Here is a 14,944-nt window from a genome sequence, read left to right as displayed (position 1 = left end):
AGCAGGCTCGCTCCCACATTCGATAGGTGTACACCCTCAATGTGGGAGCGAGCCTGCTCGCGATGAGGCCAGCCGCCTCACCGCAAATCCCTTAACTACCGCGTCGGCTTCACCGTCACCGGTGCCTTGCCCGCCTTCATCTGCTCGAGCAGCGGCGCACACTGGTTCGGCTCGCCACCGCTGGGGGCCACCAGTGCCAGCAAGCCGGCCGCCGGCGCGGCGATCACACCCAGTGCCACCATGCCAGCGCCGCGCAACATCAGCGGCACGGCCTTGACCCCGGCCGAAGGCTTGGCGAACTTGCCTCGCACATACAAGGGCGAGCGCAGGGAAATCAGCCGCCAGCCCTTGGACTCCGGCGAAATGGTCAGGTCCAGTTGCTCCGTGGCCATGTTCGCCGTGCCGTCGATGTAGATGATCGCGTTTTCCGTGTCGAATACGAACAGGCGAGTGGTTGCCAGGCCGGTCTTGATGTCGAAGTCCGCCGCGGCGCAGTTGATCTTCACTTCCTTGTCGCCAAAGATTTTTCCCATCACGTAGTTACCCACGTTCAACCCCGCCAGCTCCATCAGCTCGCGACTGATGGCGCCGTCGTTGATGAGCATTTTCAGCGTGCCGTTGGACGTGCCCAGCAACGCCGCGACCGAGTTACCGCGACCGCTGATGTCGGCATCGCCGTTGAGCTCGCCGAAACTGGTTTTCATCGGCTCGAAACCGGGGAACAACTGTTTGAGCTTGAATCCTCGCGCCGTCAGCTTCGCCTGGCCCTCCAGGGGATGGGCTTGACCGTTGAGGCGGATCTGCGCATCGAGCCGGCCACCGGCGACGCCAAAACGCAGGGGTTCGAGGCTCAATTGTCCGTTGTTGAGCACCAGATGCGTATAGAGGTCGGTGAACGGCAACTGCGCACTGTGGACGATGCGTTTGCCAGTGAACTCCACGTCGGCGTCCATCGCGTTCCAGCGCTCGGTGCGGAACTCCTCCACGGGTAGCACCTTGTCCGGCGGCTGCTTGCTGGCGCTGCCACGGGCCTTCTGTTCGGTGTTGGAGTCGGCGCCGATCAGCGGGGCCAGATCGCTGAACAGCAGTTGATTGGACACCAGCGTGCCACTGAGTTTTGGCCGTGGCTGGCTGGCGACATAGGCCAGGTCACCGTGGATGTCGCTGTCGCCGATCTTTCCGTTGAATGCCTCATAGCGAAACAGCGCCCCGTCCGGCTCATGGAGCTTGGCGATCAGGTGCCCGTCGGTTTCATAGGGCGGTGAATCCGGCAAGGTCACGCCGGTCAATGGATACAGATGAGCGAGGCTGGTGCCGGCCAGTTTCAGACGCAGGTCCAGGGCGCCGAGATTCATCGGGTCGGTGAGGGTACCGGCCAGTTCGACACGGGTAGTGGGGGTCTTTACCTGGGCCTGCAACGGGAAGGGTTGCGACGCATTCTGCAAGGCCAGCAGGCCGCCGACCTTGCCGGAACCACTGAGGTTCTGTCCGTGATATTGCCCGTCGACCTTGAAGGCGAACCCATAATCCTGAGGCGTCGCGCCCTGGTCCTGGACCTTTTTCGCGGCCTTTTCGCCGACGATATCCTTGAACGGAATGGACTTCCCCAGTGGGTCGATCAGCAGGTCGAGTCGGGTCTTCAAGGTCTGGTCGTCAAGCGTGACGTGCCCCTTGTCGAAGCCGATGGCCCCGATATCCACTACCCAGCTCGACGGTTCGGCGTCCGGATCCTTCGGGTCGAACTGGAAGGTCCAGTTGGCGCGTCCGTCAGCCAGGCGTTGCAGATTGGCGTCGGGTTCGGTCAGGTCGACTCGGGGGATCGTCACTCGCCGTGCCAGCAAGGCCAAGGGAGATATGCGCAACTCGACACGCTTGAGCGTGGCCATCTGTGGTTTTTTCGACCACTCGGGATTGCCCAGGCTCAAATCCTCGGCCACCACATGGGGCCACGGCACCCAGGCCCGCCAGCCGCCCTCTTCGGGCTCTCGCTGCCAGACCACCGCCAGGTTGCCGTTGATGGCGAATGGACGATGCAGTTCCTCGGACACCTTGGCGTTGAGCGTCGGCTTGATCCGGTTCCAATCGAAGAACACGATGACCAGCACCGACACGGCCAGCAAGACAACAAGGCTGGCCAAGCTCCAGGCAAGGATTTTTGAAGTGCGTGTCATGCACAAGGCTCCTGATGACAAATCGGCGTCCGTACCGCAACACCTGAAAAACCGAACCTGTAGTCGGCTCGTTATATGAGTGAGACTGACGAAATGACCAACAGGTTTACCACCCGGGGTGAAAAACCTGACCGATCCGCCAGCCAGCTGTTACCGCCCGCCCACATTTACGTGGCGCCAGTGAGTAGGAAATACCCACCACGGTGCAAAACAGATCCCCGGAAACGCCCGTTCTAGAGCCTTCCCACAGAACAATCAATTCTGTTGATTATTACCATTGCGTTTATGAACTTTTATATCGACTTATCGAGAGTAGCATTGCCCTCGTACCCACTTTTTAGCCCTCCCGAGGAGCAACGATCATGAAACGCCAATTACTGATGAGCCTGTCCCTTTCACTGCTGGCCTCCACTGCTTTCGCCCTGCCAGCCTCCGAACAGGCTACACCACAGGTCAAGGACAGCCACTCCGTGTACAGCCAGACTGTCGCCGAAGACGGTTTTGACCAAACCCGTCAAGGCCAACTCGCTGAAGACGGCTACAACAACACTCCTCAGGGCCAACTCGCCGAAGACGGTTACAACAACACCCCTCAGGGCCAACTCGCCGAAGACGGCTACAACAGCACCCCTCAAGGCCAACTTGCCGAGGACGGCTACAACAGCACTCCTCAGGGTCAACTCGCCGAGGACGGCTACAACAGCACTCCTCAGGGCCAACTTGCCGAGGACGGCTACAACAGCACTCCTCAAGGCCAACTTGCCGAAGGTGGTCGTGATCGCCTGGAAGAAAAAGGCCTGGCTGAAGGCGGCAGTGACCGCGTCAACGACCGCAACAGCAAAGTGAGCTGAGCCCATGGTGGCCGTGAAAAAAGCCCGATTCCTGCAATCGGGCTTTTGACTTTCCCGAGTACGTCTTTCTCCGAGCCTGCCCCCTCTACCGTTCGACGGTAGCAAAGCCGATTTGCTAAAGTGCGTCGCTCCCGTGACTCGGAAGTCAGTCCTGCGATGTTGCCCCGCGCCGAACAGAAACAACAGACCCGAATTGCCCTGATGGATGCGGCCCGTCATTTGATGGAGTCCGGCCGGGGGTTCGGCAGCCTGAGCCTGCGCGAAGTGGCCAGGACGGCGGGCATTGTACCCACCGGTTTCTATCGGCATTTCGACGACATGGATCAATTGGGCCTGGCGCTGGTCAGCGAAGTGGGCCAGACCTTCCGCGAAACCATCCGGCTGGTGCGTCACAATGAATTCGTCATGGGCGGCATCATTGATGCCTCGGTGCGGATCTTCCTCGACGTGGTGCAAGCCAACCGATCGCAATTCCTGTTTCTTGCCCGTGAACAATACGGCGGCTCCCTGCCAGTACGCCAGGCCATCGCACAACTGCGCGAAGCCATCAGCTCGGACCTGGCCGCCGACCTGGCGTTGATGCCGAAGCTGCAGCACCTGGACCTGGCCGGGCTGAGCGTGATGGCCGACCTCATCGTCAAGAGCGTGTTCGCCACCCTGCCCGACATCATCGACCCTCCCGCCGAAGCGCCCCCCGATCACCTCACGCCCCAGGCGAAGATCACCCAGCAATTGCGGTTTATCTTTATCGGCCTCAAGCATTGGCAAGGCTTGGGCAGCACTGAGTAATCCCCCTGTGGGAGCGAGCCTGCTCGCGATGGCGGTGGATCAGTGATCCTCTATGTGCCTGATACTCCGCCATCGCGAGCAGGCTCGCTCCCACAGGGTTCGTCGAACGCCACAAAACAGGGCAAGCCCATCGCGGTGCGCACCAGTTCGGAACGAGTTTAAAGATTGCCCCAGGCCTCCCACGCCTATTTCCTACACCATCATCGATTGGCAAGCCCCTTGCTCTAAACACAGCACCGTTCATTGCTGGAAGCACTCCGATGCTGGTGATTCATCGCAGAATCGACACCCAACCCCGCTGGGATGCCGAGCTTCACCTGACTTTCGATGCCCGCAGCAAAAGCCGCCTGCGCTGTTTCAGTGCCGAGGGCGAAGACGTGGGATTGTTTTTGGAGCGGGGCCAGCCGCCGCTTCATGACGGCGAATACCTCCAGGCCGAGGACGGCCGCATCGTGCGTGTCTGCGCCCGTCCCGAACAACTGCTGCATGTCACCTGCGCCAACGGGTTCGAGCTGACGCGTGCGGCCTACCACCTGGGTAATCGCCATGTTGCCCTGCAAGTAGGCGACGGCTGGTTGCGCCTGCTGGACGATTACGTGCTCAAGGCGATGCTCGAACAACTGGGCGCCAGCGTTGCCGCCATCGAAGCCCCCTTCCAGCCCGAGCACGGCGCCTATGGTGGCGGCCATCACCATTCGCGGCACGGCGACGAAGACTTCAACTATGCACCGCGCCTGCATCAATTCGGCGTGCGCACATGAATCCGGCCTGGGCGCTGTTGCGTCTGGCCAGCCCGCAGTTGCCCATCGGCGGCTACAGCTATTCCCAAGGGCTGGAAATGGCGGTGGATAACGGCCAGGTCGAGACGGCCGACGACGCACGCCAATGGATCGGCGATCAGTTGCTGCTGAACCTGGCGCGCTTCGAAGCGCCCCTGCTGCTCGCCCATTGCACCGCCGCCGCGGCCGACGATTGGGACGCCCTGGAGCAACACTGCGAAGCACACCGCGCCAGCCGGGAAACCCGCGAGCTGTATCAGGAAAGTCGGCAGATGGGCTATTCGTTGCAGCAACTGCTCGGCGGCCTGCCGGAACTCGACGGTGCCGCCCGACACTTCCTCGAACAGCGCAGCGAACCACACCTGGCCCTGGGCTGGGCCCTGGCCGCCCGTGCCTGGGACATAACCCCCGAGGACGCGCTCGCCGCCTGGCTGTGGAGCTGGCTGGAAAACCAACTGGCGGTGTTGATGAAAACACTTCCCCTCGGCCAGCAAGCCGCCCAGCGCCTGACCAGCGAGCTGCTGCCACTGCTGCAACAGGCCCAGTACAACGCTTCGAACATCGACCCCGAGCATTACGGCAGCGCCGCGTTTGGCCTGTCCCTGGCGTGTATGGCCCATGAGCGCCAGTACAGCCGTCTGTTCCGTTCCTAGGAGACACACATGAACACACAACCCCTGCGCGTCGGCATCGGCGGCCCGGTGGGCTCCGGCAAGACCGCCCTGACCCTGGCCCTGTGCCTGGCCCTGCGCGAGCGCTACAACCTCGCGGTGGTCACCAACGATATCTACACCCGCGAAGACGCCGACTTTCTGGTCCGCAACGAAGCCCTCGCGCCGGAGCGGATCATTGGCGTCGAAACCGGCGGCTGCCCGCACACGGCCATTCGCGAAGACGCCTCGATCAATCTCGAAGCAGTGGACCAGTTGAACCGGCGCTTCCCGGGGCTGGATCTGATCCTGGTGGAGTCCGGCGGCGACAACCTCTCGGCGACCTTCAGCCCGGAACTGTCAGACCTGACCCTTTACGTTATCGACGTATCGGCTGGGGACAAGTTGCCACGCAAGGGGGGGCCGGGTATCTGCAAGTCCGACTTGCTGGTGATCAATAAAATCGACCTGGCACCGCTGGTAGGCGCCTCCCTGGAGATGATGGACAGCGACACCCGACGGATGCGCAATGGCAAGCCATTCGTGTTCAGCAACCAGAAAACCGGCCAGGGCCTGGACGAGATCATCGCTTTCATCGAGCGCCAGGGCCTGCTGACGGCGGCCTGACCTTTCGAACTCTCAACAAGGAAGCTTTTTCATGACACCCAAACGCATTCTCGGCACTCTCGCCCTGCTGCTGGCCCCGACCCTGGCCTTCGCCCATCCTGGCCATGGCGACAATGGCCTGATCGCCGGCCTCGGGCACCCCATCGGCGGCCTGGATCACCTGCTCGCCATGCTCGCGGTCGGCTTGTGGGCGGCACAACAGCAAGGCGCCGCACGCTGGGCGCTGCCTGGAACGTTCATCGGCACGATGCTGCTCGGCGGCTTGTTCGGCTTCGCAGGCCTGCAGTTGCCGGCATTGGAAAGCGGGATTGCCGCCTCGGTGCTGGCTCTGGGCCTGGCGGTGGCGCTGGCCGTGCGTCCGCCATTGAGCCTGGCGGTTGCCGCAACGGCATTGTTTGCGTTGTTCCATGGCGTGGCCCATGAGCTGGAGCTGCCGGACATGTCGAGCCCGTGGGCGTATGCGGCCGGGTTCGTTGCTGCGACGGCGGCGCTGCATGGCGCAGGTTTCGCCCTGGTTCGCGCGTTGCCGCGAGCGGCTGTGCCTTTGGTGCGGCTGGCGGGCGCGGCTTCGGCGGGGGTTGGGGTCTGGTTGTTGGCTGGTTGATTTTTCAGTGCCTGTACGGGCCTCATCGCGAGCAGGCTCGCTCCCACAGTCGATGGGTGTACGCCGTCCATGTGGGAGCGAGCCCGCTCGCGATGACAGACTTGCAGGCGCTACCCATCTGAAGTCGGTCACTCTGCTACCATGTCGCGCAATCGCCCCTGCCGTGACGACGTCCGCCCATGCCCGATGCTTCCCGCCCCGCTCCTTCGCCTGAGTTGATCGCCCTGTTCGCAACAGTGCGCCAGCATTTTCACGAGGTGATCGTGCCCATGTGGCAAGGCCCGGGCTGGAATGCCGAACTGGCATTGCCCTACGAATCCCTGGATGCCACCCACGCGCCGTTGCCGCCCCAACGCTACCGCGCGATGGCCTGCGCAAGACAGCTGTATGTGTTCGCCAGCCTGATCGGCGAAGTGACCGGGGCCGAAGAACGGGCCGCGGCGCTGTTCCGCTCGCTGCAGCGGCACTTCCACGATGGCGAACACGGTGGCTGGTTCTACAGCATCGACCCGCAAGGCGCCCCGCTGGACACCGGCAAGGACCTCTACACCCACGCCTTCATCCTGTTCGCCTGCGCCCATTACTGGGGCAAGGTTCGCGAGCCGCTGGTGGAATCGGTGCTCAACGCCGCCCTGGAAGTCATTGCCCGGCGCTTTGCCAGCGGCGACGGTCTCTACGAGGCCAGCCTCAAGCGCGATTGGTCAACCCTCGGATCCGGCCCGTTGCAGAACCCCCTGATGCACCTGGCCGAAGCCTTCCTCGCCACCCTCTCGGTCCGCGAAGACGCCAACGTTCGCCAGGCATTGCTGGGCCTGTGTGACGGAATGTCCAAGCGCTTCATTGAGCCGAAGCTGGGCGTGATGATGGAGAAACCGCTCAAGTCTGTGGATAACTGGTATGAGCCGGGACACCAGTTCGAGTGGTATTTCCTGCTGGCCTCGTCGCCTCTGCTGCAGGGCGGCAAGTTGCGCGCCACCCTGGAGCGAAGCTTTGGCTATACCGAGCAACAGGGCGTGGACCCGCAGTCCGCTGCGGTGTGCGCCATGCTGAACCCGGTGCCGGAGGCCGTCGCACGTGACGCCACCCAACGCATCTGGGCCCAGGCCGAGTACCTGCGCGCCCTCACCCTGCGCCCGGGAAGCCAGGACGTGTTGCTGCATCAGTTACAGGCTCTGCAACAGCATTTCCTGCATGCCGGAGGGTGGAACGAATGCCTCGACGCCGACGGCCTCGTCAGTCGCCGGGACATGCCTTCCACCACTCCGTATCACCTGATGACCTGCTATCGCGGATTGGCCGATTACCTGAGCTGACGCTGTTTGTGGCGAGGGGATTTATCCCCGGCGGGCTGCGAAGCAGCCCTAAAATCAGCCAACTCGGTGTCAGCTAGATTGAGGTGACTGCTTTTGGGGCTGCTTCGCAACCCAGCGGGGATAAATCCCCTCGCCACAGGGACATGCCGTCAGGCCTTGTTGCGCTCAATGGCAAACCCGGCCCAGGTCTGGCTCACCGGCATCAGTTCCAGGCTGTTGATGTTGATGTGCGCGGGCGTGTTGAGCACCCAGTAGATCGTTTCGGCAATGTCCTGCGGCTGGATCGGTTCGGCCCCGGCATAGGTCGCGTTGTAGCGCTCCTGGTCACCGCCGAAGCGCACCAGTGAGAACTCGCTCTCGCACAAGCCCGGCTCGATGTTGCTGACCCGCACACCGGTACCTTGCAGGTCGCAGCGCAGGTTCAGCGAGAACTGTTTGACGAACGCCTTGGTCGCGCCATACACGTGGCTACCCGGGTACGGGTAGTTGCCGGCGATGGAACCCAGGTTGATGATCCCCGCGCCGCGACCATGGGCAATCAGGCGTGGCAGCAGCAGGCGCGTGCTGTAGAGCAGCCCCTTGACGTTGGTATCGACCATCGTGTCCCAGTCATCGAGGTCGCACTTGGGCGCCGGATCGACCCCCAGGGCCAACCCGGCGTTGTTGATCAAGCCACGCAATGTGGCGAAGGACGGCGGCAGATTGGCGACTGCCTCCTCCATGGCCTTGCGGTCGCGCACATCCAATACCAGGCCATGGACTTCGGTCTGTTTCGACAGCTCGGCGCACAGGGCGTTGAGGCGCTCTTCACGGCGACCGGTCAGCACGAGTTTCCAGCCGGCCTCGGCAAAACGACGGGCACAGGCTTCGCCAAATCCGGACGTCGCCCCGGTGATAAACAGGGTATTGGACATCATGTTCTCCTTGATTGGGCTTTGAGGCAGCCTTTGAGTGGGATCGGCCCACAGCATGCCCGCCCCGACAGCGAGCGGCAACTCGCCCGCCATGGATGTTGGTCCAGGCCAGGCTGATCATAAAACGATCAAACGGCGACAGCCCTTGCAGGACAAGGGATGCAGCCTGTTGCCCGCAACTTATCCACAGGCACGTCCACAGTAATCGGGGGCAAGTGAAAACGCCGCAAGCCGCTGTGTATAAGGCTTTGCGAGGCATCGGAAAACTTTTTTCCCTTGACCCTGCATATGAGGTTGTGCAGAACGGATTCCCTGCTATAAGCCGAAGCCTGAAGGGACGATGGCTCGAAGCCAGCAACTACGGCCTTCAGAGCGGTCTTTCCAGAGTTTAGTCACAGACTTATCCACAGGCTTGCCCACAGATTTACAAGCCTGTTCCAGCGTTCATAAAAGGGTTGACAACCTCCACTCACGCTCGCCTGAAAACGCCTGATCAAAAAATGATCACCGCCCTACAAGCCACGAATTTAAAGGCTTGCAGCCAGCTACTCCCACGTTACCCACAGCCAGCTCCACAGCAAACGGGGACAAGTCAAAACCGTGACAAAACAACTGTTTGCGGCGACTTTATGTCGCGGTTTGCCAAGGGTTGTGGATTGTTGTCCACAATTCTTCCGCCACATCAATTTCCCCTGTGGGAGCGAGCCTGCTCGCGAAAGCGGTGGATCAGCCACAGAGATGCCGACCGTTCCATCTCTATCGCGAGCAGGCTCGCCCCCACAGGGGTGGTGGGGTTCTGAAGGCAATAAAAAACCGGCGATCACTCGCCGGCTTTTTTTTGCCGCATCCGCGTCAGTGTCCGCCCAGGTACGCGTTGCGCACCTCCTCGTTGGCGAGCAGCTCCTTGCCGGTGCCGGTCAGGCGGATTTCGCCGTTGACCATCACATAGGCCCGGTCCGACAACCTGAGGGCGTGGTTGGCGTTCTGTTCCACCAGGAAGATGGTCATCCCGGTGGACGCCAGTTCCCGCAGGGTGGCGAAGATCTGTTTCACCACGATCGGCGCCAACCCCAGGCTCGGCTCATCGAGCAGCAACAACTTCGGCCGGCTCATCAATGCCCGGGCAATGGCGAGCATTTGCTGCTCGCCACCGGACATGGTCATGGCCCGCTGGTTGCGTCGCTCCTTGAGCCGTGGGAACAGATCGAACATGCGCTGCATGTCTTCGCTGGCGTGCTTGTCACCGATAGGGATGGTGCCCATCAGCAGGTTCTCCTCGACGGTCATGTCGGGGAACACCCGCCGCCCTTCCGGCGACTGCGCGATGCCGTTGGACGCGATGTAGTGAGACGACTTGTGGGTGATGTCCACGCCCTGGTAGATGATCTGCCCGCTGGCCGCGCGCGGCTGGCCGAAGATCGACATCAGCAGCGTGGACTTGCCGGCACCGTTGGAGCCGATCAGGCTCACGGTCTCACCTTCGCCAATGTGCATCGAGACTTTCTTCAGGGCCTGGATCGGCCCGTAGAACACGTCCAGTTCCTTGAGTTCGAGGATCGGTCCACTCATACCAGTTCCTCTTCATCGGCACCCAGGTAGGCCGCGATCACCTTCGGATCGTTGCGAATCGCCTCCGGACCGCCCTCGGCGATGACGTTGCCGTGGTCCAGCACCACGATGTGGTCGGAAATGCTCATTACCATGCCCATGTCGTGTTCGATCAGCACCACGGTCAGATCGTGCTCGTCGCGCAGCAGCCGGATCATCGCGCTCAGCGCTTCGGTTTCCTGAGGATTGAGGCCGGCGGCCGGTTCGTCGAGGCAGATGATCTGAGGGCGGGTGCACATGGCCCGGGCAATTTCCAGGCGCCGTTGCTGACCATAGGAAAGCTCACCCGCCAGGCGGTTGGCACAGTCCACCAGGTCCACGACTTCGAGCCAGTAGAAGGCGTGGTCCAGCGCATCGCTTTCGGCCTTGCGGTAACCCTTGGTGTTGAGGATGCCCGCCAGCAGGCTGCGGTTGACCCACATATGCTGGGCCACCAGCAGGTTTTCCAGTACCGACATTTCCTTGAACAGGCGGATGTTCTGGAAAGTCCGCGCCAGGCCGGCACGGTTCACCAGGTGAGTGCCGCCGAACATCTTGTAGTACATCCGGCTGGCGAAGGATGCCGGTGACACGAAATCGGTCGGGCGAAACGCTTCGCCCAGCAGCTTGATAACGTTCGTCCGCTCGCCGCGCACGTTGAGTTCGATCTTGCCGCCCGTGGCCTTGTAGAACCCGGTCAGGCAGTTGAACACCGTGGTCTTGCCGGCACCGTTGGGACCGATCAGGGCAAAGATCGAATTGCGCTTGACCTGCAGACTGACGTCACTGAGGGCCTTGATGCCACCGAATTGCATCATCAGGTTTTCGACCTGGAGTACGACTTCACTCATGGCGCTGCCCTCCGTCATGCGCTATGGCACCTTTACGCGGCGTCACACCGGTACGGCTGATGCGGATCAAGCCGCGAGGTCGCCAGATCATCATCAACACCATCAGTACGCCGAACAGCAGCACACGATATTCGGAGAAGCTGCGCAGCAATTCCGGTGCCACGGTGAGCACGAATGCCGCGATCACCACGCCCACTGTCGAGCCCATGCCACCCAGTACCACGATCGCCAGGATCAGCGCCGACTCGAAGAAGGTGAACGACGAGGGGTTGACGAACCCCTGGTAGCTGGCGAAGAACACCCCGGCCAGGCCGGCCGTGGAAGCGCCAATGGTGAACGCCGAGAGCTTGACCAGCACATGGTTCAGGCCCATGGAGCGACAAGCGATCTCGTCTTCGCGCAGGGCTTCCCAGGCGCGCCCGACCGGCATGCGGGTCAGGCGATGCTTGACGTAGAGCACCAGCAACACAACGATGAACAACACGATGTAGATGAACAGGAATTTCAGGTTCGGGTTGTAGTCCATGCCGAAGAACTCATGGAAAGGCACCCCTCCATCCTTGGCCCTGCGCCCGAATTCCAGGCCGAAAAAGGTCGGCGATGGCACGGGCATGCCGTTCGGCCCGCCGGTGAACGACAGCCAGTTATTGAGCACCAGCCGGATGATTTCACCGAAGCCCAGGGTCACGATCGCCAGGTAGTCACCGTGCATTCGCAGCACGGGGAAACCCAATATACATCCCGCCATCGCGGCCGCAATCGCCGCCAGCGGCAGCACGGTCCAGAAACCCAGCCCCAGATATTGATACCCCAGCGCCAGGCCATAGGCACCGATGGCGTAGAACGCCACGTAACCCAGGTCGAGCAGGCCCGCCAGGCCGACCACGATGTTCAGGCCCAGGCCGAGCAGCACGTAGATCAGCCCGAGGATGACCACCGTGAGCACGTATTTGTTGGCGAAAAACGGAAAGACGATGGCAATCACGATCAGTGCCGGGATGATCCAGCGCAGCCGCGACTTGTAGTCCGGCGGCAGGACATGCACGCCGGAACCGGTACTTTCGAAACCCTGGAGAATCTTCAGGCCCTTGGGCGTTTGCAGGAACAGGCTCAAGACAAAACGCCCGATCATCACGATCCCCACCAGCCAGCCGACACGGGCCGGTTGCAGGTTGAAGCTGTAGCCGTCGAGCACCACGCCGACAATCGGCCCGAACACGATCAGCGAGATCAGACCCGCCAGGATCGCGTCGATAACGCTCTGTTTGATATCAATCGGTTTATTGGCAGCAGACATACTTATACCTTCGCCACGAGTGGGCGACCCAGCAGGCCTTGGGGACGGAAAATCAGGATCATCACCAGCAGCGAGAAACTGAACACGTCTTTGTAGTCGGAGTTGATCAGACCGGAGAACAGCGACTCGGAGATTCCGAGGATGATCCCGCCGAGCATCGCCCCAGGCAGGGAACCGATGCCACCGAGGACCGCCGCGGTGAACGCCTTGATGCCGATGATGAAACCGGCATAGAAGTCGAACGTGCCGTAGTTCATGGTGATCAGCACACCGGCCAGGGCCGCCATGGCCGCGCCGATGATGAACACATAGGAGATCACCCGGTCGGTGTTGATCCCCAGGATCGAAGCCATCTTGCGATCCTGCTGGGTGGCACGACACATGCGTCCCAGCTTGGTGTACTTGATGATGTAGGTCAGCAAGGCCATCCCGGCGAATGCGGCGATCAGGATGAAAATCTTGGTGTAGGTGAGCTGGACGAAGCCGGTGCCGATGTCGACGCGCATGGCGCCTTCAAGCAGTGTCGGCACACCCTGTTGGCGGGCGCCCTGACTGATCTGTGCATAGTTCTGCAGGATCAGCGAAATGCCGATGGCACTGATCAGCGGTGCCAGGCGGGTGGAGTTGCGCAGCGGTTTGTAGGCGACGCGTTCGATGACCCAGCCATATACTCCGGTAACCACGACCGTAAACACGAGGGTGCCGAGGATCATGAGCGGAAAGGATTCGATACCGAAATAAGCCAGCAAAGCCAGGCTGATTGCCGCGAGGTACGCGGAGATCATGTAAACCTCGCCGTGGGCGAAGTTGATCATGCCGATGATGCCATAGACCATTGTGTAGCCGATGGCGATCAGACCATAGACCGACCCGAGGGTCAGGCCGTTGATCAGTTGCTGCAGGAAAATACCATCCATAACGCAATCTCACGCATTTGAAAGACTGCACGCACACCGCAGCGACGGACCGGGGTTCAGCCGCCGAGGCTACGCGGTGGGCGCACAGCTTTCGGGAGAAAAAGGCAGGTACTGCATGGACGCGAGGAACTGCCCGGCACCCAGGGCGCCAGGCAGATCAACCGTTCATGTCACTTCTGTTTTTCCAGCTGATGGTATTTGCCGTCCTTGTCCCACTGGTAGACCACGTAGTCAGAGACTTTCAGGTCGCCTTTGGAATCCCATTCCTTCTTGCCCATAACGGTCTGGACCGGATTGGCCTTGAGCCACTTGGCCGCGTCTTCGCCCTTGTTATTCTTGGCGCCATTGAAAGCAGCAGCCAGGGTCTGGACGGAAGCGTAGGCATACAGGGTGTAGCCTTCCGGCTCGGTGCCCTTGGCACGGAATGCGTCTACCACCGACTTGCTGTCCGGCAGCAGGCGTGGGTCGGCGCCGAAGGTCATGTACACGCCATCGACGTATTGCGCGCCGCCGGCGGTGGTCACCAGTTCATCGGTCACAATGCCGTCATCGGACATGAACTTCACGTCCTTGAGGCCTTGCTCACGCAGCTGGCGAACCAGCGGGCCGGCTTCCGGGTGCAGACCACCGAAGTAGACCACGTCGGCACCGGCCGCACGGATCTTGGTGACCACGGCGCTGAAGTCTTTCTCGCCACGGGTCAGGCCTTCATACAACACCGGCTTCACACCACGCTTTTCCAGCTGTGCCTTGGTGGCATCCGCCAGGCCTTGGCCGTAGGTGTCCTTGTCGTGCAGGACCACGACTTTCTTGCCCTTGAGCACGTCGACGATGTAGTCGCCGGCCACAATACCCTGCTGGTCGTCACGGCCGCACATGCGGAACATCGCGCTCAAGCCGCGCTCAGTAACGGTGGGGTTGGTCGAGCCCGGGGTGACGGCCATGATGCCGGCTTCGTCATAGACCTCGGAGGCCGGGATGGTATTGGACGAGCAGAAGTGACCGACCACGGCGTTCACCTTGTCCTGGTCGACAAAGCGGTTGGCCACGGCCACGGCCTGCTTCGGCTCGCACGCATCGTCACCCTGCACCAGCACGATCTTCTCGCCGTTCACGCCGCCCTTGGCGTTGATTTCGTCCGCTGCCGCCTGCGCCCCTTTCATGTACTGCTCGCCGAATGCTGCGTTGGCGCCAGTCATGGGACCCGCTACACCGATCTTGAAGTCTGCATGGGCAAACGCGGAAACACCCATTGCCGCTGTAACGGCAAGGGCCAGAAAGCCTTTCTTGTAAAACGTCTGGGACATGAGGTGGTGCTCCAAGGTTTTTTTTAGTTGGCACTGCGACTTCACTGAAAAGCTCAGAGCAAGGGCCGTGCCATCGGTTTTTTATTCTTAAAAAAGTCGCTGCTTTATTGTTATTTCGACTGTTTCGGGCCCTTTTTCATAGGGCGTGCAACCGTCTAAACCGCACAAGGTGCAACCTGCCATCCAAATAAGTACAACCATCCATGAGCCATCATTGCAACCATCGTGCGAAACGGCGTGCAACCAGCCTGTAACAACCTGCGTCACCGAACTGCACACTGCCGGCG

General features: G+C 61.2%; 14 protein-coding genes. 7 read left to right on the top strand and 7 right to left on the bottom strand.

Annotated elements, in window-relative coordinates:
- Window positions 1–95: 95 nt before the first annotated feature.
- Window positions 96–2,171, bottom strand: a complete 2,076-nt coding sequence (locus tag LOY35_RS02930; protein ID WP_258630503.1) for an AsmA family protein — start codon at window positions 2,169–2,171, stop codon at window positions 96–98.
- Between the two features lie 362 nt (window positions 2,172–2,533).
- Here LOY35_RS02930 and LOY35_RS02925 point away from each other — a divergent pair, with 362 nt between their 5' ends.
- From LOY35_RS02925 to LOY35_RS02895, 7 genes are all read left to right on the top strand, one after another.
- Entirely contained in the window at window positions 2,534–3,022 is a 489-nt protein-coding gene (locus LOY35_RS02925) for a hypothetical protein (RefSeq protein WP_258630501.1), read from the top strand.
- Window positions 3,023–3,178: 156 nt separating this feature from the next.
- Window positions 3,179–3,811, top strand: a complete 633-nt coding sequence (locus LOY35_RS02920; RefSeq protein WP_258633461.1) for a TetR family transcriptional regulator — start codon at window positions 3,179–3,181, stop codon at window positions 3,809–3,811.
- Window positions 3,812–4,071: 260 nt separating this feature from the next.
- Window positions 4,072–4,572 (top strand): urease accessory protein UreE, encoded by a 501-nt coding sequence (ureE, locus tag LOY35_RS02915; RefSeq protein ID WP_258630499.1) that lies wholly within the window; start codon window positions 4,072–4,074, stop codon window positions 4,570–4,572.
- Window positions 4,569–5,243 carry an urease accessory protein UreF gene (locus LOY35_RS02910; protein WP_258630497.1) on the top strand — a complete coding sequence of 225 codons (675 nt, stop codon included), beginning with the start codon at window positions 4,569–4,571 and terminating at the stop codon, window positions 5,241–5,243. The genes ureE and LOY35_RS02910 overlap by 4 nt, the downstream gene beginning before the upstream one ends.
- Window positions 5,244–5,252: 9 nt before the next feature.
- Window positions 5,253–5,867: an urease accessory protein UreG gene (gene ureG / locus LOY35_RS02905; RefSeq protein ID WP_041020088.1), complete on the top strand. Its 615-nt coding sequence runs from the start codon at window positions 5,253–5,255 to the stop codon at window positions 5,865–5,867.
- 31 nt (window positions 5,868–5,898) lie between these two features.
- Window positions 5,899–6,471 carry a HupE/UreJ family protein gene (locus LOY35_RS02900; RefSeq protein WP_258630495.1) on the top strand — a complete coding sequence of 191 codons (573 nt, stop codon included), beginning with the start codon at window positions 5,899–5,901 and terminating at the stop codon, window positions 6,469–6,471.
- Window positions 6,472–6,650: 179 nt separating this feature from the next.
- On the top strand, window positions 6,651–7,784 hold the full coding sequence (locus LOY35_RS02895; protein WP_258630494.1) for an AGE family epimerase/isomerase: 1,134 nt from the start codon (window positions 6,651–6,653) through the stop codon (window positions 7,782–7,784).
- Window positions 7,785–7,933: 149 nt separating this feature from the next.
- Here the strand turns inward: LOY35_RS02895 and LOY35_RS02890 are convergent, their stop codons facing one another.
- From LOY35_RS02890 to LOY35_RS02865, 6 genes are all read right to left on the bottom strand, one after another.
- The gene (locus LOY35_RS02890) at window positions 7,934–8,698 is read right to left on the bottom strand and encodes an SDR family oxidoreductase (RefSeq protein WP_258630492.1); all 765 of its coding nucleotides are present in this window, start codon (window positions 8,696–8,698) and stop codon (window positions 7,934–7,936) included.
- 852 nt (window positions 8,699–9,550) lie between these two features.
- Complete coding sequence (locus LOY35_RS02885) at window positions 9,551–10,267, bottom strand: ABC transporter ATP-binding protein (RefSeq protein ID WP_258630491.1); 717 nt, start codon at window positions 10,265–10,267, stop codon at window positions 9,551–9,553.
- A complete protein-coding gene (locus LOY35_RS02880) occupies window positions 10,264–11,136 on the bottom strand; it encodes an ABC transporter ATP-binding protein (RefSeq protein ID WP_258630489.1) in 873 nt (290 codons plus the stop codon). Before LOY35_RS02880 ends, LOY35_RS02885 begins: the two co-directional genes overlap by 4 nt.
- On the bottom strand, window positions 11,129–12,433 hold the full coding sequence (livM, locus tag LOY35_RS02875) for a high-affinity branched-chain amino acid ABC transporter permease LivM (RefSeq protein WP_258630485.1): 1,305 nt from the start codon (window positions 12,431–12,433) through the stop codon (window positions 11,129–11,131). The genes LOY35_RS02880 and livM overlap by 8 nt, the downstream gene beginning before the upstream one ends.
- 2 nt (window positions 12,434–12,435) lie before the next feature.
- Window positions 12,436–13,350 carry an ABC transporter permease subunit gene (locus tag LOY35_RS02870; protein WP_041023530.1) on the bottom strand — a complete coding sequence of 305 codons (915 nt, stop codon included), beginning with the start codon at window positions 13,348–13,350 and terminating at the stop codon, window positions 12,436–12,438.
- A gap of 170 nt (window positions 13,351–13,520) precedes the next feature.
- Complete coding sequence (locus LOY35_RS02865; RefSeq protein WP_258630482.1) at window positions 13,521–14,657, bottom strand: ABC transporter substrate-binding protein; 1,137 nt, start codon at window positions 14,655–14,657, stop codon at window positions 13,521–13,523.
- Window positions 14,658–14,944: the final 287 nt, after the last annotated feature.

It is taken from the genome of Pseudomonas sp. B21-028 (assembly GCF_024749045.1).
GTDB lineage: Bacteria > Pseudomonadota > Gammaproteobacteria > Pseudomonadales > Pseudomonadaceae > Aquipseudomonas.
The sequence above is the reverse complement of the archived record's forward strand: the minus strand, read 5'-3'. Positions and strand labels throughout refer to the sequence as shown.

Coding starts and splice junctions, on each gene's coding strand:
- LOY35_RS02930 (WP_258630503.1), bottom strand. CDS start 2,171: ATGACACGCACTTCAAAAATCCTTGCCTGGAGCTTGGCCAGCCTTGTT.
- LOY35_RS02920 (WP_258633461.1), top strand. CDS start 3,179: ATGTTGCCCCGCGCCGAACAGAAACAACAGACCCGAATTGCCCTGATG.
- LOY35_RS02890 (WP_258630492.1), bottom strand. CDS start 8,698: ATGTCCAATACCCTGTTTATCACCGGGGCGACGTCCGGATTTGGCGAA.
- LOY35_RS02910 (WP_258630497.1), top strand. CDS start 4,569: ATGAATCCGGCCTGGGCGCTGTTGCGTCTGGCCAGCCCGCAGTTGCCC.
- LOY35_RS02865 (WP_258630482.1), bottom strand. CDS start 14,657: ATGTCCCAGACGTTTTACAAGAAAGGCTTTCTGGCCCTTGCCGTTACA.
- LOY35_RS02925 (WP_258630501.1), top strand. CDS start 2,534: ATGAAACGCCAATTACTGATGAGCCTGTCCCTTTCACTGCTGGCCTCC.
- ureE (WP_258630499.1), top strand. CDS start 4,072: ATGCTGGTGATTCATCGCAGAATCGACACCCAACCCCGCTGGGATGCC.
- ureG (WP_041020088.1), top strand. CDS start 5,253: ATGAACACACAACCCCTGCGCGTCGGCATCGGCGGCCCGGTGGGCTCC.
- LOY35_RS02885 (WP_258630491.1), bottom strand. CDS start 10,267: ATGAGTGGACCGATCCTCGAACTCAAGGAACTGGACGTGTTCTACGGG.
- LOY35_RS02895 (WP_258630494.1), top strand. CDS start 6,651: ATGCCCGATGCTTCCCGCCCCGCTCCTTCGCCTGAGTTGATCGCCCTG.
- livM (WP_258630485.1), bottom strand. CDS start 12,433: ATGTCTGCTGCCAATAAACCGATTGATATCAAACAGAGCGTTATCGAC.
- LOY35_RS02900 (WP_258630495.1), top strand. CDS start 5,899: ATGACACCCAAACGCATTCTCGGCACTCTCGCCCTGCTGCTGGCCCCG.
- LOY35_RS02870 (WP_041023530.1), bottom strand. CDS start 13,350: ATGGATGGTATTTTCCTGCAGCAACTGATCAACGGCCTGACCCTCGGG.
- LOY35_RS02880 (WP_258630489.1), bottom strand. CDS start 11,136: ATGAGTGAAGTCGTACTCCAGGTCGAAAACCTGATGATGCAATTCGGT.